This window comes from Intrasporangium sp. (assembly GCF_051961875.1).
GTDB lineage: Bacteria > Actinomycetota > Actinomycetes > Actinomycetales > Dermatophilaceae > Intrasporangium_A.
Genome location: NZ_JBQCCV010000071.1, coordinates 1 through 15275, shown reverse-complemented (window position 1 = coordinate 15275; position 15275 = coordinate 1). Strand labels below are relative to the sequence as shown.

16 protein-coding genes and 1 riboswitch are annotated in these 15275 nt (G+C 71.5%); of the genes, 8 read left to right on the top strand and 8 right to left on the bottom strand.

What is annotated here, in order from left to right; all coding sequences use genetic code 11:
* The first annotated feature begins 16 nt into the window (after window positions 1-16).
* The 3 genes from ACTHJJ_RS04295 to ACTHJJ_RS04285 all read left to right on the top strand — a co-directional run bounded on the left by ACTHJJ_RS04295 (window position 17) and on the right by ACTHJJ_RS04285 (window position 2952).
* Window positions 17-610 (top strand): family 1 glycosylhydrolase, encoded by a 594-nt coding sequence (locus ACTHJJ_RS04295; protein WP_440301700.1) that lies wholly within the window; start codon window positions 17-19, stop codon window positions 608-610.
* Complete coding sequence (locus ACTHJJ_RS04290) at window positions 603-1637, top strand: LacI family DNA-binding transcriptional regulator (protein WP_440301699.1); 1035 nt, start codon at window positions 603-605, stop codon at window positions 1635-1637. Before ACTHJJ_RS04295 ends, ACTHJJ_RS04290 begins: the two co-directional genes overlap by 8 nt.
* Window positions 1638-1770: 133 nt before the next feature.
* Complete coding sequence (locus ACTHJJ_RS04285; RefSeq protein ID WP_440301698.1) at window positions 1771-2952, top strand: MFS transporter; 1182 nt, start codon at window positions 1771-1773, stop codon at window positions 2950-2952.
* Window positions 2953-2988: 36 nt separating this feature from the next.
* Here the strand turns inward: ACTHJJ_RS04285 and ACTHJJ_RS04280 are convergent, their stop codons facing one another.
* Both ACTHJJ_RS04280 and ACTHJJ_RS04275 read right to left on the bottom strand, forming a co-directional pair.
* Window positions 2989-4485 (bottom strand): dicarboxylate/amino acid:cation symporter, encoded by a 1497-nt coding sequence (locus ACTHJJ_RS04280; protein WP_440301697.1) that lies wholly within the window; start codon window positions 4483-4485, stop codon window positions 2989-2991.
* A 116-nt stretch (window positions 4486-4601) separates the two neighbouring features.
* Complete coding sequence (locus ACTHJJ_RS04275) at window positions 4602-5033, bottom strand: Lrp/AsnC family transcriptional regulator (protein ID WP_440301696.1); 432 nt, start codon at window positions 5031-5033, stop codon at window positions 4602-4604.
* A 136-nt stretch (window positions 5034-5169) separates the two neighbouring features.
* Here ACTHJJ_RS04275 and ACTHJJ_RS04270 point away from each other — a divergent pair, with 136 nt between their 5' ends.
* Both ACTHJJ_RS04270 and ctlX read left to right on the top strand, forming a co-directional pair.
* Window positions 5170-6198 carry an ornithine cyclodeaminase gene (locus ACTHJJ_RS04270; protein ID WP_440301695.1) on the top strand — a complete coding sequence of 343 codons (1029 nt, stop codon included), beginning with the start codon at window positions 5170-5172 and terminating at the stop codon, window positions 6196-6198.
* Window positions 6199-6200: 2 nt separating this feature from the next.
* Window positions 6201-7259: a citrulline utilization hydrolase CtlX gene (ctlX, locus tag ACTHJJ_RS04265; protein WP_440301694.1), complete on the top strand. Its 1059-nt coding sequence runs from the start codon at window positions 6201-6203 to the stop codon at window positions 7257-7259.
* Here the strand turns inward: ctlX and ACTHJJ_RS04260 are convergent.
* From ACTHJJ_RS04260 to pdxH, 5 genes are all read right to left on the bottom strand, one after another.
* Window positions 7217-7894: a DsbA family oxidoreductase gene (locus ACTHJJ_RS04260; protein ID WP_440301693.1), complete on the bottom strand. Its 678-nt coding sequence runs from the start codon at window positions 7892-7894 to the stop codon at window positions 7217-7219. The genes ctlX and ACTHJJ_RS04260 overlap by 43 nt on opposite strands.
* A gap of 177 nt (window positions 7895-8071) precedes the next feature.
* Window positions 8072-8917 carry a C40 family peptidase gene (locus tag ACTHJJ_RS04255; RefSeq protein ID WP_440301692.1) on the bottom strand — a complete coding sequence of 282 codons (846 nt, stop codon included), beginning with the start codon at window positions 8915-8917 and terminating at the stop codon, window positions 8072-8074.
* A 1-nt stretch (window position 8918) separates the two neighbouring features.
* A riboswitch (cyclic di-AMP (ydaO/yuaA leader) is annotated at window positions 8919-9096 on the bottom strand.
* 194 nt (window positions 9097-9290) lie between these two features.
* Complete coding sequence (locus ACTHJJ_RS04250; protein WP_440301691.1) at window positions 9291-10013, bottom strand: iron dependent repressor, metal binding and dimerization domain protein; 723 nt, start codon at window positions 10011-10013, stop codon at window positions 9291-9293.
* 47 nt (window positions 10014-10060) lie between these two features.
* Window positions 10061-11266 (bottom strand): MFS transporter, encoded by a 1206-nt coding sequence (locus ACTHJJ_RS04245; protein ID WP_440301690.1) that lies wholly within the window; start codon window positions 11264-11266, stop codon window positions 10061-10063.
* Between the two features lie 270 nt (window positions 11267-11536).
* Window positions 11537-12232, bottom strand: a complete 696-nt coding sequence (pdxH, locus tag ACTHJJ_RS04240; protein WP_440301689.1) for a pyridoxamine 5'-phosphate oxidase — start codon at window positions 12230-12232, stop codon at window positions 11537-11539.
* Window positions 12233-12336: 104 nt separating this feature from the next.
* On the opposite strand from pdxH, the gene ACTHJJ_RS04235 reads away from it, so the two are divergent.
* Window positions 12337-12726 carry a hypothetical protein gene (locus tag ACTHJJ_RS04235; RefSeq protein WP_440301688.1) on the top strand — a complete coding sequence of 130 codons (390 nt, stop codon included), beginning with the start codon at window positions 12337-12339 and terminating at the stop codon, window positions 12724-12726.
* A 13-nt stretch (window positions 12727-12739) separates the two neighbouring features.
* Here the strand turns inward: ACTHJJ_RS04235 and ACTHJJ_RS04230 are convergent, their stop codons facing one another.
* Entirely contained in the window at window positions 12740-13378 is a 639-nt protein-coding gene (locus ACTHJJ_RS04230; RefSeq protein WP_440301687.1) for a pentapeptide repeat-containing protein, read from the bottom strand.
* A gap of 157 nt (window positions 13379-13535) precedes the next feature.
* On the opposite strand from ACTHJJ_RS04230, the gene ACTHJJ_RS04225 reads away from it, so the two are divergent.
* The gene (locus ACTHJJ_RS04225; protein ID WP_440301686.1) at window positions 13536-13892 is read left to right on the top strand and encodes a hypothetical protein; all 357 of its coding nucleotides are present in this window, start codon (window positions 13536-13538) and stop codon (window positions 13890-13892) included.
* Window positions 13893-14087: 195 nt separating this feature from the next.
* On the top strand, window positions 14088-15218 hold the full coding sequence (serC, locus tag ACTHJJ_RS04220; protein ID WP_440301685.1) for a phosphoserine transaminase: 1131 nt from the start codon (window positions 14088-14090) through the stop codon (window positions 15216-15218).
* The last annotated feature ends 57 nt before the right edge of the window (window positions 15219-15275 follow it).

Sequence of the window (15275 nt, the reverse complement as noted above, 5' to 3'; positions counted from 1 at the left end):
TTAGGGGGACCTGGAGGTGATCAGCACCCCTATCTACGTGCTGGGGGTCACCTACTACCCCGGCCAGGTCGTGAGCCATCGGGCCCCCCCCCTCGCGGCCGCGGGCGGCGCGCCGGGGCCCGCCACCGAGCGGCCACGCCGCTCCCCGTTCCCCGCCGCGGACGGCGTCCACTCCCACCCGAGCGGCCTGCCGACGACCTCGATGGGCTGGCCGATCCAGCCGGATGGCCTGACGCGCCTGCTGGTTCGGCTGCACGAGGACTACACCGGGGACGCCGGCGTGGACCTGTGGGTCACCGAGAACGGCGCCGCCTTCGAGGACCACCCCGACGAGCAGGGGTTCGTCGACGACCGCGGGAGGACGGCATACCTCGTGTCCCACGTCGGAGCGGTCCTCGACGCGATCGACGCCGGCGTCCCGGTGCGCGGCTACTTCTACTGGTCGCTGCTCGACAACTTCGAGTGGGCATGGGGCTACGCCAAGCGGTTCGGGCTCGTCCGGGTCGACTACGGGACGCAGGAACGGGTGCCCAAGACGAGTGGTCTCACCATGGCGAGGCTGATCACGAACGGGCGGCTGCCCACGGCAGAATCAGGGGACGATGCATAACGGCACCCCCACGAGCAACGGTGTCGGGCGGCCGACCCTCGAGGCGGTCGCCCGGGTCGCTGGTGTGTCCCGTGCGACCGTCTCCCGCGTCATCAACGGCTCGCCGAAGGTCAGCCCCGAGGTCGTCGACGCCGTCGAGAAGGCCATCGGCGAGCTGAACTACGTCCCGAACCGTGCCGCCCGGTCCCTCGTCGCCCGGTCGACGATGGCGATCGCGCTCGTCGTGCCGGAGGACGCGCACCGGTTCTTCGGCGACCCCTACTTCGCCGACGTCGTCCAGGGGATCAGCGACCGGCTCGACGAGAGCGAGTACGTCCTCTCGCTGCAGCTCGCCCATCCCCGGCAGCCGTCCGACAAGGTGCGCCGATACCTGCTCGGCGGCAACGTCGACGGGGCTCTCGTCGTGTCGCACCACTCGGGCGACCACTTCCTCGCCTCGCTCGGCGCGGCCCTCCCGGTCGTCTTCGGTGGCCGCCCGCTGGGCGAGCTCGCCGACCCGGCCGGCTGGTACGTCGACGTCGACAACCGGCACGGCGGGGAGGTCGCGACCGAGCGGCTCGTCTCGATCGGACGACGCCGGATCGCGACCATCACGGGGCCGCCCGACATGCCAGCGGCCGTCGACCGCGAGCAGGGCTGGCGCGAGGCGCTGTCCCGGGCCGGTCTCGACGCGGGCCGGCTTGCGCATGGCGACTTCACGGAGGCCGGCGGGGTCCGGGCAGCGCTGGCCCTCCTCGACGACCACCCCGATCTCGACGCGATCTTCGTCGCGAGCGACCTCATGGCGAGCGGCGTCCTGCTGGCCCTGCGCGAACGCGGCCTGCGCGTGCCTGACGACGTCGCGATCGTCGGGTTCGACAACAGCCCTTATGCCACCAGGGGTCCGGTCGGCCTCACCACCATCGCCCAGCCCTCGAAGCAGATGGGCGTCGTCATGGCGGACCTGCTGCTGCGCCGGCTCGCCGGCGAGCCGGTCGACACGGTCACCCTCCTCGAGACGAGCCTCGTCGTGCGCGAGTCGGCCTGACCGGCAGGCCGAGCCGCGCCCCCGGGACGACCGCGACCCGACCACCCACCGACGGGGCTGGAGGGCAGGCGGCCCGGGCGGCATACCGCTCGATGCTTGACGCCGGGACGGTGCAGGACGAGGGTGACGGGACGTGACGCCACTCCTCCGCGCCCGGCTGGCTGCCGGATCGGCTTTCTTCGTCCAGGGACTGCTCTTCATCAGCCTCACCACCCGGCTGCCGCAGCTGCAGGTCCGTTGGCACCTTGACGACCTCGAGACGAGCGGACTGCTCCTGCTCGTCGTCCTGCTCGCGGGCGGCGGTTCCCTGCTCGCCGAGTATGTCGCGACCCGCCGGCAGAGCGCGACGGTCGTGCGGCTCGGCTTCGTCATCGCCACGGCCGGTCTCGCCACCGTATTCGTCTCGGGGACCCTGCCGGGCTTCGTGGCCGGGCTCGCCGCCTACGGGCTGGCGCTCGGCCTCGTCGACGCGAGCAGCAACATGCAGGCGGTCACGGTCGAGCACCTCTATGGCCGGCCGCTGCTGCCGTCGTTCTACGCCTTCTGGACCGGTGGCGGACTGACGGCCACGGTGCTCGCGCTCCTCTTCGCCGACACCCCTGTCGGGCCGCGGCTGCTGCCGCTGCTGGTCGTGCCTGTGGCGGTGCTCTTCGCGCCGTTCACGTCGAAGGACCGGCGCCCCGAGGCCGAGGCCGCCGCCGACATCCCGTGGCGACGGATCATGGTGCTCGGCGTGGCGATGGTCCTCTTCTACATGGTCGACACCGCGGCCGAGACGTGGGGGCCGACCTACCTGCACGGTGTCCTCGACGCACCGACCGGCCGGACGGCGCTCGCGACGCTCCCCTACCTGCTGGCAACGTTGCTGGCCCGCGGACTCGGCGACCAGCTGGTCGACCGGCTCGGCGCGGTGTTCGTGCTGCGGCTGGGTGCCGTCGTCGCCGCGTGCGCGCTCGCGGCCATCGTCTTCGCGCCGAGCTGGCCGGTGGCCGTGGTCGGGTTCGCGGTGCTCGGCGGCGCCGTCGCGACCATCGCGCCGCTCAGCTTCTCCGCGGCGGGCGCGATCGCGGGCGGGGGCGACTTCGCGTCCCAGCAGGACCGGGTCGACCAGGTCATCGCCCGCTTCAACCAGTTCAACTACGTCGGTGCGCTGCTCGGCGCGGTGCTGACCGGGGCCGTCGGTGCCAACGACCTGCGGTTCGGCTTCGCCGTGCCGATGGTGCTGATCCTCGGGATCATCCCGCTGGCGGGGCGGTTCGCCATCGTCCGGCGGGACAGCCTGCAGGCCCACCGGTCCCCTGTCGAGCAGGGATGACCGGTGGGCCGGCACGGCGTGCCGGGCGGGTCGGTGTCAGGCAGGGGCCCCGACGGGCTCGCGGTCCTCGGTCCCCGCGTCAGCCGCAGCGCTGTGCGGCGCGACAGCCGACACCGCATCCGCCTCGTCGTCGTTGAAGAGGTCATCGGCGTCCGCCGAGTTGAACTGGTCCACGTCGAGGATCCCCTCCCGCTTGGCCACGATGACCGGCACGAGCGCCTGCCCGGCCACGTTGACGGCGGTCCGGCCCATGTCGAGGATCGGGTCCACGGCGAGCAGGAGGCCCACGCCCTCGAGCGGAAGGCCCAGGGTCGACAGCGTGAGGGTCAGCATGACGAGGGCCCCGGTGAGGCCCGCGGTGGCGGCCGACCCGACGACCGAGACGAAGGCGATGAGCAGGTAGTCGGTCACGCCCAGGTGCAGCCCGAAGAACTGGGCGACGAAGATCGCGGCGACGGCGGGGTAGATCGCCGCACAGCCGTCCATCTTGGTCGTCGCGCCCAGCGGCACCGCGAACGACGCGTACGCGCGCGGCACGCCGAGGTTGCGGTGCGTGACCCGCTCCGTGACGGGCAGCGTGCCGATGGACGACCGGGAGACGAAGCCGAGCTGGATCGCCGGCCAGGCGCCCCGGAAGTAGCGGCTCGGGCGCAGCCCATGCGACCGGAGGATGACCGGGTAGACGACGAACAGGACGAGCGCCAGGCCGACGTAGATCGCCGCGGCGAAGACGGCGAGGCTCGCGAGGGAGTCCCACCCGTAGGTCGCGATGGCGCGCCCGACGAGCCCGATGGTGCCGAGGGGGGCGAGCCGGATGATCCACCACAGCACCGTCTGCACGACGGAGAGGACGGAGGCGTTGAGCGTGAGGAACGGCTCGGCCTTCGCGCCGACCTTGAGGGCGGCGAGCCCGATCACGATGGCGACGACGATGAGCTGCAGGACGTTGAAGCTGAGACCGGTCGTCACCCCGACGACGGCGTCGCCCTCGTGAGCCAGCGACGAGGAAGCCTGCAGGCCAAGGAAGTTCGTCGGGATGATGCCCTGCAGGAAGTCGAGCCATGACCCGGTGTGCGACGGCGCGGAGGCTGCGGCCTTGGTGACACCGGTGTGCGCCCCGGGCTGGAAGAGCAGGCCGAGGCCCAGCCCGATGCCCACGGCGATCAGCGCGGTGATCGCGAACCAGAGCAGGGTCTGCCCGGCGAGTCGCGCCCCGTTCGCGACACCCCGCAGGTTCGCGATCGAGGCGATGATGGCGGTGAGGACGAGCGGCGGCACGACGGCCTTGAGCAGGGTGACGAAGGCCGAGCCGATCGTCGACAGGGCGACGGTGAGGCCGTTGTCGTCGCCGCTGGCGGTGGGCCCGAGGGCCAGCGCGAGCCAGCCGAGCGCGAGTCCGAGCAGGAGGCCGAGGAGGATCTGCACGCCGAAGGACGGCAGTCGCCGCTTCTGCTCGGGTGCGGGCGTGGTGGTGGACACGGGCGAGGAACACCTTTCGATGGGAGGCCATGGGTGAGTTGCAGGCGCAACCATAACTCGATGTTGGCATATGACCAACATTCAGGCTGCGTTGATGACCGCGCCCCATCCGCCGAGATGCCGCGGTTCCCGAGCCGACGGGGTGGGTGGCGGCGTCCCGTGGACGAAGGTCAGCGCAGGACGGAGCTGAGCAGCAGGCTCGTCTCGCTGTTGACCACGCCCTCGATCCGGCGGATCCGACCCAGGACCCGGTCGAACTCCGTCAGGGTCTCGGTGCGCATCTCCGCGACGAGGTCCCAGCCGCCGTTGGTCGTGTGCAGGGCGATGATCTCGGGGAAGCCGCGCAGCTCGCGGATGACCCGGTCGGTGGTGCGCCCCTCGACCTCGATGAAGGCGACCGCGTGGATGGCGAGGGGGTCGAGCTCCTCGCGGACCCGCACGGTGAAGCCGATGACGGTGCCGGAGGAGATGAGCCGCTCGAGCCGGCTGTTGACGGTGGCCCGAGCCACGCCGAGGTCGCGCGCCAGGCTGGCCACCGACGCCCGGCCGTCCTCGCGCAGGGCGGCGATGAGGCGGCGGTCGAGATCGTCGAGGGTCACCATGAGCAGAGCGTAAGGCGCGACCTGTCAAAATGTGCAGCAAGTCGTCATAACTTCGTCATCCTGCCAATCGACTGTGCATATCGCCGAACCTTACGCTGCGGATACACAACACCAGAGTGGAGGGAGAAGGACGCAGATGACCCGTTTCGTCGACGTCAGGAACATGGTCCGGTGGGCGGCTGCGGCGGGCCCCGAACGGATCATCGCCGGCATGGTCGGCTACCTCGAGGACGACTTCCGGCGGTGGCCGGCCTTCGACAAGTCGCCCCGCGTCGCCAGCCACACCCCCTTCGGGGTCATCGAGCTGATGCCGACGAGCGACTACGAGACCTACGGGTTCAAGTACGTCAACGGACATCCCTCCAACCCGGCCCGCGGCTTCCAGACCGTCACCGCCTTCGGCGTCCTCGCCGACGTCCACAACGGCTATCCGACGTTCCTCGCCGAGATGACCCTGTTGACCGCGTTCCGCACCGCCGCCACCTCCGCGATGGCCGCGAAGTACCTCGCCCCGCGCGGTGCCCGCACGATGGCGATGATCGGCTCGGGCAGCCAGGCCGAGTTCCAGGCGCTCGGGATGCGGGCGGTCCTCGGCATCGACACCCTGCGCATCTGGGATACGGACCCACTCGCCATGGACAAGGCGGTCCGCAACCTCAGGCCGCTCGGCTTCGACGTCACGGTCGCCAGCAGCGCAGCCGACGCGGCCCTGGGCGCCGACGTCATCACGACGTGCACCGCGGACAAGGCGCTTGCAACGGTGCTGCGTGACGCCGACGTCCGTCCCGGCGTCCACCTCAACGCGATCGGCGGCGACTGCCCTGGCAAGACGGAGCTCGAGGCCGCGATCCTGCACCGCGCCGACGTCTTCGTCGAGTTCACGCCCCAGACCCGCATCGAGGGCGAGATCCAGCACCAGGCGGCGGACTTCCCGGTCACCGAGCTCTGGGAGGTCGTCGCGGGGCAGCGGCCCGGCCGCTCCTCCGACGGCCAGATCACGCTCTTCGACTCGGTCGGCTTCGCCATCGAGGACTTCTCCGCGCTGCGCTACCTGCGCGACACCGTCGACGGCAGCGAGTTCTTCGACGAGATCGACCTCGTCGCCGCCCCCGACGACCCGAAGGACCTCTTCGGTCTGGTCATGTCCCCGCTCCCGGTCGGCTGACCGTGTCACCCCAGGCACCGGGGGCGGTCCTGCTGATCCGTCCCCGGCACTTCACCCCCAACCCGCAGACCGCTGACGACAACGTCTTCCAGGCGGCCGGCCAGGCACCCGGGGCGCCCTCGTCGGCGCTCAGCGCAGCGGCATACGACGAGGTGACCCGGGTCGCGGCGGCGCTGGAGGCCGAGGGCATCCCCGTCCACCTCTTCGAGGACGACGACCCGACCCGGCCCGACAGCGTCTTCCCCAACAACTGGCTCTCCACCCACGCGGGCGGCCGGATCGCGGTCCACCCGATGTATGCCGAGAACCGGCGCCGGGAGCGACGCTGGGACATCATCGAGGAGCTCAAGCGCCACTATCGCGTCCAGGACGTCATCGACTCCTCGGGGCTCGAGCTCGACGGCGTCTTCCTCGAGGGCACCGGCGCGATGGTCCTCGACCACGCCTCCCGGATCGCCTATGTCGCCCGCTCACGCCGCGCGGATCCCATCGCGCTGGAGCGGTTCTGCACGGCGTTCGGGTATGAGCCGATGGTCTTCGACGCGGCCGACCCGGGCGGTGTGCCGATCTACCACACGAACGTGATGATGTGCGTCGGGACGGAGTTCGCCCTCGTCGGGCTCGACCTCATCTCCTCGACGCAGCGCCGGATGGAGGTGGCGGAGCGCCTCGGGCAGTACGGCCGCGCGGTGGTCGACCTGACCTACGAGCAGGTGTGCGCCTTCGCGGGGAACGCCATCGAGCTGCGCTCCCCCACCGGCCGGGTGCTGGCGATGTCGAGCCGAGGCCTGGCGAGCCTGCGTCCGGAGCAGCGTGAGGCGATCGAGGCGAGCTGCCGGATCCTGCCGCTCGACGTGCCGACGATCGAGCTCGCCGGCGGCTCGGTGCGCTGCATGATCGTCGGGGTGCACCTCGATCCCCGGCCGACGGCCGGCCCGGCACCGGCCCGGGAGCCTGCGGTGGCGGCGCAGGCCGGGATCACTCCCGCAGAGGTCGTGGCGGCTCCGGCCACACCCGGTCAGGCGCTCTCCGTCACGACCTCGCGCAGCACGCCCAAGTAGTCCTCCACGCTCTGGAGGTCGGAGGCACTCGCCGTCCGGTTGGCGACGAGGAACGGGACCCGCGTCGCGCCGAGGCGGCGTCCCGCCTCCTCGTCGGCACGGACGTTCGCCGCGTAGTCGTCACTCGCGAGGACCGCGGCCACCCGTCGCTCGTCGAGCCCGGCCTCGGCGGAGATCCGCTGGAGCACGTCGTGGTCATCGAGGGCGAGTCCCTCGGTGAAGTGCGCCGCGAAGCACCGCTCGACCATGGCGGACTGCAGTGCGGGTCCGCCGAGCTCGAGGGCGAGCGCGCAGAGCCGGTGGGCGTCGAACGTGTTCGCCCGCACGGCCCGGGCCCACTCGAAGCGGATCTCGTGGTCGACGGCCGCTTCCTCGATGCGGACGCGCTGCTCGCCGGGGGCCACGGACTCGCCGGGGACCCGGGCGTCGTGGTCGACCGGTCCGCCGGTGCCAGGCTGCAGGTCAGGGTGCAGCTCCCAGGATCTCGTCACGAGGGTCACGTCGTGCGGGCGCTCGAAGAGCCCGATCGCGGCCTGGACGCGGCGTTTGGCGATGTAGCACCACGGGCAGACGACGTCGAGCCAGAGGTGCAGCGTGATCGTCGTGGTGGATTCGGCGGCAGGCTGGTCGGTCACCATGCCAGTCAATCATGGGAGCGGGGACGAGGTCGGCGAGCAAATGTCGCACGAGGGGAAGCCGCGCGGCTGGACGCTAGGGCCCCCATACATGCGTGTGGCCCCCACCGAAGCAACGGTGGGGGCCACACGAGAGACGTCGTCGGGCTCCTTGACGCAGGCGTCAGGCCCGACCGGTCAGAAGCGGCCGTAGCCGGAGGGCGTGGTCCAGATGGAGTGGTTGCCGACCGTCGTGCCGGGACGCTGGGCGTCGATCATCCGGCCCGGGCTGACGTAGATGCCGACGTGGTAGGCCGGGTAGCCGAAGAAGACGAGGTCGCCCGGCTGCGGGGAGGAGACGTGGGCCGCGGCGGACTGCTGCGCCGACGCCGTGCGCGGGATGGAGATACCGGCCTGGCGGTAGACCCAGGAGGTGAAGCCGGAGCAGTCGAAGCCGCTCGGGCTCGTGCCGCCATAGGCGTAGGGGACCCCGAACATGGACTGGGCGATCCCGACAATGCCGGAGGCGGACGGGGCCGGGTCGCTCGCCTGCGGGGCGGGAGCGGTCCCGGACGTCAGCGCCATACGCTCGCTGGAGCGCGAGGCGGCCTGCGCGGCGGCACGCTGAGCAGCGGCGCGCTCGGCGGCGGCCTGCTGGCGGGCCTCCTCGGCCTTGGCGGCGGCCTCCTGCCGCTGCTTGGCGACCAGGTCCTCGATCACGATCGGCTTGGCCTTGGGGGCCGCGGCCGGCTTGAAGCCGATCGTGTTGAGGGCGTTGCTCGCCTCGGTGACCGCGGCCTCCGGGCCGACGGCTGCGGGGGCACCGGCGACGGCGGCGTTGACGGCAGCGTCAGCGACGACCGGCGGCTTGGAGTCGCTCGCGCTGGCCGGGTTGGCCACCGTTGCGATGAGGCCGCCCGAGGCCGCGACGATGGCGGCACCCTTGACGGCCGGCTGAGCCGACTCCTTGGCGATGACCTTGAGTTCTGCGAGGGGGTTGTACCGACCTGGGGCGCGGTGACGCCCCGTTGCGTTCTGAGCCACGAGTACCTCTCCAAACGCCTGCGGGGTGAGCTGTCGGGTTCGGGCTGGGAGGTACTTGCCCGGCCCTCGCTCGTGGCCATTCGGCCGCGCTCGAGGACTTCACCCCTAGGGCGTCTCACGACGCCCGGGAAACGTGGTTCCCCCGCTCCTGCCATACGGAATCTCGGAGCCTCGGGGCCGACGGCAGGATTGGGCGAGCCGACCCGAGGCGCTCCCCCGACATCCGAGCGAGCTCGCTCAAGGTATCGGAAGAGGGGCGCGAATGTCACGTCCGGGTCACGCCGAGTTGTGGACGATCTCATGCCTCGGTCAAGGAAGGGTCAAGACCGAGCCGGCTCGGGCCGCCGCTCAGAGCTCGGTTCAGTTCGCCGGTTCAGGCAGTCGGCTCGCTGAAGACGTGGGCGGCGATCTCGTCGGGGAGCGACACCCCCGCGCTCGGGTCCGCACCGGACCGGACAACGGTGATCCGGCCAGCCTCGCGGCGCAGCTCGACGTGGGCGCCCGGGATGACACCGGCACTCGTGAGCAGGCCGAGGGCCTCGGGGTCGACCTGGACCGGCTCGCCGATCCGGCGGATCGTGACGACCACCGGGGACTCGCGCGCCCCGTCGTGCGACGCGGCGGCGGTCGCCTCGGGCAACGTGACCAGGCCCTCCCGGAAGCTGCCGCCGCCCTCGACCCCGAGCTCCTCGAGCCCCGGGATCGGGTTGCCGTACGGGGACTCGCGACCCTCGCCGATGAGGCCGAGGATCTTGCGCTCGACCTGCTCCGACATGACGTGCTCCCACCGGCACGCCTCGTCGTGCGCATACTCCCACTCGAGCCCGATGACGTCGACGAGGAGCCGCTCGGCCAGGCGGTGCTTGCGCATGACGCGCACGGCCCGCAGCCGCCCCTCCGCCGACAGCTCGAGGTGCCGGTCCCCCGTCACCCGGACGAGCCCGTCGCGCTCCATCCGCCCGACCGTCTGGGACACCGTCGGGCCGGAGTGCCCGAGCCGCTCCGCGATACGGGCGCGGAGGGGCACGATGCCCTCCTCCTCGAGCTCGTAGATCGTGCGGAGGTACATCTCGGTGGTGTCGATGAGGTCGGTCACGGTCCTACCTTCTCAGAGTTTCGGGGCAGCTCCGGAAGGGTTTCGCGTCAGGCTCGACGGGGTCGCGTCGGGTCATGGCGCGGCACCCAGATCCGGAGCCAGACGGCCCCGGCCAGTGCACCCACTCCGAGCACGACGGCCGACGCGCCGAGGGTCACGGCCGCGGTCAGTGCGGACAGCGCGAGCGGCCCCGCCGCGCGGCCCACGTCGGCGCAGAGTCTCCAGCCCCCGAGGAACTGCGACCGGCCCTGCCTCGGGGAGGCATCGGCGCCGAGCGTCATGATGAGCCCCGCCCCGATCCCGTTGCCGATGCCCAGCACGGTGGCGGCCAGGGTGATGGCGACGAGCGAGGTGCTGAGCGGCAGCACCGCCATGCCGGCGCCGAGGATGACCATGCTCGGCACGGCGACGGCGACCCTGCCGAAGCGGTCCATCGCCCACCCGGACGGATAGAACAGGAGCATGTCGATGGCACCGGCGATGCCGAAGACGAGGCTCGTCTGCGACGGCGTCAGCCCGATCGACTCCGCCCACAGCGGCACGAGCGCCTCGCGCACGGCGCGCGCCCCGGCGACGCACATGACCCCGGTGCCGAGGGTCAGCAGGACGAAGCGATGGTCGTGCAGCACCGACATCACGGTGGGGTGCGTCGTCCCGGCCGTGCCGTCCATCGGCGCGGTGATGTCCTGGGTCATGAGGACGAGCACGAAGGCGGCGGCCGAGGCCGCGCCACCGACGGCATACGCGGCGTTGGTGCCCCAGTGCGCGACGACGATGGAGCCGAGGAACGGGCCGATGAAGTAGCCGATCCGGTAGACCCCGCCGAGCGTCGAGAGCGCCCGGGCCCGCATCCGGACCGGCACCGCCTCGGTGAGGTACGCCTGCCGGGCAAGCCCGAACAGGGCGCCCGCGAGGCCGATCACAAGGATGCCGATGAAGAGCATCGCGAGCCCGGTCGCGAGGGCGCAGCAGAGCATCCCGAGGCCCTCGACCACCGCGGCGACGAGGAGCGCCCGCCGCTCGCCGATCCGGGCCGCGAGCGCCCCCGACGGCAGGTCCCCGAGCAGCTGCCCGACGCCCATGGTCGCCACGAGCAGGGCGGCGACCCCGAGCGAGGCGCCGTGCTCGCGGGCGGAGAGCGCGATGATCGGCGCGACCGCGCCCGCTCCCGTCGACCCGAGCAGGGTAGGACCGTATGCCGCCACGGCGATCGTGCGCAGCAGCCTGCCATCCGCTTGGGCGGGGTCGCTCACCCCGCGAGCGTAGGCCAGCGCGGGGCGCCATACGGCGTGGGTGGCCGCGCCCGGCCGGGGAACACCGCGGACAAATTGCTTGCCCTCGCTCGCACGCCGACGTAGCGTCGACACCAAGAGCAAGGAAGGGAGGTGATCCGAGAAGTGATTTCTTCCGGAACGTGTGAGGTGGCTGCCCGATAGTCGGGTCCCCACCCGCACCAAGGACAGAGGGAGCGGGGCGACCGTTGGGTCGTCCCGCTTCTCTTGTCTTCGGTGCTCCCGCGAGCCTCAGGGCTGGCGCCGGCTCACCATCCACGAGTCCGGGTCGGCGAGGGTTCCCTCACCGTTGCGCGTGAAGACGATCCGGTCGTGGAGACGGTTCGCGCGGCCGGCCCAGAACTCCACCTCGTCGCAGCGGATCCGCCACCCGCCCCAGAAGTCCGGCACCGGCACGTCCTCGGGGTCGCCCGTGTCGGGGAAGCGCTCCCGGGCCTCGTCCCAGCGCCGCTCGAGCTCGCCGCGGCCGGAGGCTGGACGGGACTGCTCCGAGGCCCACGCGGAGAGGCGGGCGCCATACGGACGGTGGTCGAAGTAGGCGTGCACCTCCTCGCGGTCCAGCGGCTCGGCCCGGCCGCGGAAGCGGATCGCGCGGTAGAGCCAGGGCCACGTCAGCGCCGCCGCCATCCGGGGGTTGGCGCGGATCTCCTCGCTCTTGGTGGAGTGCAGGTTCGTCACGAAGCCGGGGCCCCGTTCGTTGAAGAACCGCATCAGCACGGTCCGGACGTTCGGGTGGCCGGCCGCGTCGACGGTGGCGACGCTGATCGCGGTCGGCTCGGCGAGGACGTCGCTCTCCCTGGCTCGCTCGATGGCCTCCTCGATCCAGGTGCGGGCCTGCAGGAAGGGCGACGGCTCGAGCTCCGTCTCGTCGAGACCATGGCCGACGTAGTCCACGCGAGGCACCGCTTGTACATCACCTTCCGTCATGGGCAAAGACTAGGGTGAGCGCGTCCGGGCCGTCGGCGGCCGGACGGCAGCGACGTGGGCCGGCGAGGATCAGGACCAGCGACACGAGTCCCAGGAGGAGACGGATGGCACGCAAGGGCAGGCTCGTCAAGGGCGCGGTGCTCCTGGGCGTGAAGTACGGGCCCCAGCTCTGGGTCGCGAGCAAGGCGCTGCGCGAGCCCGCCAAGGAGGCCGCGCAGAAGGTGATCGCGAGCGAGCAGGCCCGGCGAGCGGCATACGCCCACGCCCGCACCCTGTCCGAGGGCAGCATCCTCAAGGTCTACCGCGGCGACCGGGCCTACTGGGTCGTCTTCACGGGCGACACCGCCGTCACGGTCCACCCGATGACCGACCTGCCCCTGTCGGACCTCATCCGGGGCGTCGACCTGACCAGACGGGTCCACACCGACGAACGGGTCTCGCCGAAGGACCGGCTGAAGGACCACGCCGCGACCGCGCTGCGCCGGGGCCGCTGACTCCGGCGGGCCTTCACCGCTCGGCGGAGTCGGCCACGTCGATCCCGGCCTCCGCCGCGAGCGCCGGGCCGAGGTCGAGCAGCTGGAGCCGGCTGACCCGCGCGCCGCGCAGCCCGGCGACGCCCCGGGGCGAGACGAGCTCGGCACCGGTGAGGTCGAGCTCCTTGTAGCGGCCCCTGCCGAACTGCGGCTCGACGAGGCGGCAGCCATCGAACCGCACCGACTCGACGGTCGCCTCCTGCAGGTCGAGCTCGATCACGGTGCAGTCCTCGAAGGTCACGTTCTTGAGCGTCGCGCCGCGGAGGTTGAGGAAGTCGATCTTGCCGCCGCGCACGGTCACGCCGCGCCAGTGCGATCCCCATGCCGACACCGCCCCGAGCCGGCTCTGCTCGATCCGCACGTCCTGCAGGCTCGCCTCGGCGAGCGAGATCCCGGCGCCGACGACGCGTTCCCAGACGCACTCAGACCAGCGCGAGCTCTGCAGCACCGACTCGCTGAGGTCGCACCCGACGAGCGTGCACTCGAGGAACGTGCGGCCCTCCGCGTGCGCGCCCGTGAAGTCGGTCGCCTCGAACCGGTAGCCGTCGAGGTCGAGGTCCTGCCCCTCGAACGCCGCGTCCGGGAAGGGCCGCTGGTCAGGGATCTGCGTCATGGCCCGAGTCTCGCAGCACGCGGGGACGCTGGGCGCCCGCCCTGGCCCGAGCCGGCCCCCAGATGCGTCGCCTTGACGGCATCGGTGGTTGTCCACAGGGCCGGAACGACGAGCGCCCCCGACTCCGCCACCATGTCCTCATGCCGGCATCGGGCCGGTGCGCGCAATCGTCGCGGAGGCGGATGCCCGGATCGAGTCGCCCGGAGAGAGCGTCCCCGGCCACCGGGTCCGGTCGCTCGGATGGGACCTGGAGCCGCAGTTCGCCGTCCCGACCGACCTCGGCGTCAAGGAGGTCGACTTCCGCGTCAGGGGAACCCGGCTGCTGCTCGAGTTCGACGGAGCCGTGAAGTACCGCGGCGAGAACGGGCCGGAGGCCGTCTTCCAGGAGAAGCGCCGCGAGGACGCGATCCGGCGCCGGCGTTGGCTCATGGATCGGTTCGTCTGGTCCGAGGTGGACGATGTCCACCTCATCGACGAGCGCATCAGCAGGGCGGCCCGCGACGCCGCCGCATGACCAGATGCGTCGTCTTGACGTGGATGCGCTGCCTCAAGGCGACGCGACGGCGTGAACGCGACGCGGACCCGCCGGCGGTCCGAGTGTGAGCGTCCACACCATGATCGGGGGGCTGCATCCCCTTGGAGTTGCGCTTCAATGGTGGGCACTGACAACGGCGTCGCCCCCTGCATCCCCGAAGCAAAGGCAACAATCGTGACCGATGCACCTGCCGTGACCATCCCCCAGGACCTCCTGCCGAGCGACGGCCGTTTCGGGTCCGGACCGAGCAAGGTCCGCCCTGAGCAGGTCGAGTACCTCTCGTCCATCGCCCGCACGGTGCTCGGCACCTCGCACCGTCAGGCACCCGTCAAGAACCTCGTCGGCGCCGTCCGCGAGGGCATCGGCTCGCTCTTCAACCTGCCCGAGGGCTACGAGGTCATCCTCGGCAACGGCGGGTCCACCGCGTTCTGGGACATCGCGGCCTTCGGACTCGTACGTGACCGTGCCCAGCACCTGTCCTTCGGCGAGTTCTCGAGCAAGTTCGGCAAGGTGACGAGCCAGGCGCCGTTCCTCGGGGAGTCGACGATCATCGAGGCCGCGCCCGGCACGCTCGCCGAGCCCAAGGCCGAGGCCGGCGTCGACGTCTACGCGTGGCCGCACAACGAGACGTCCACCGGGGTCATGGCTCCGGTCAAGCGGGTCGACGGCGCCGACGACGACGCGCTCGTCCTCATCGACGCGACCTCCGGCGCCGGCGGCCTGCCGGTCGACGTGCGCGAGGCCGACGTCTACTACTTCGCGCCGCAGAAGTCCTTCGCCTCTGACGGCGGCCTCTGGCTGGCGCTCTTCTCCCCCGCGGCGCTGGCCCGGGTCGACGAGATCACCGCAACCGGCCGGTGGGTCCCCGACTTCTTCGACCTGCCGACCGCAATCGACAACAGCCGCAAGAACCAGACCTACAACACCCCGGCCGTGGCGACGCTCGCGATGCTCGCCAACCAGCTCGAGTGGCTGAACGGCAACGGCGGCCTCGACGGGGCTACCGCCCGGACGAAGGACTCGTCGACCCGGCTCTACGACTGGGCCGAGAAGACCTCCTACACGGCGCCGTATGTCGCTGACCCCGCCGCCCGCTCGCAGGTCGTCGGCACCATCGACTTCGACGACGCCGTCGACGCCGCGGCCGTGGCCAAGGCGCTGCGGGCCAACGGGGTCGTCGACGTCGAGCCGTACCGCAAGCTCGGCCGCAACCAGCTGCGGGTCGCGATGTTCCCGGCCGTCGAGCCCGAGGACGTCACGAAGCTGACCCAGTGCATCGACCACGTGGTGTCGCAACTCTCCTGACACCTCGTTCGTTCACCAGTCGGGGGGGTATTTATTTGTCACCCCACCCCATATACC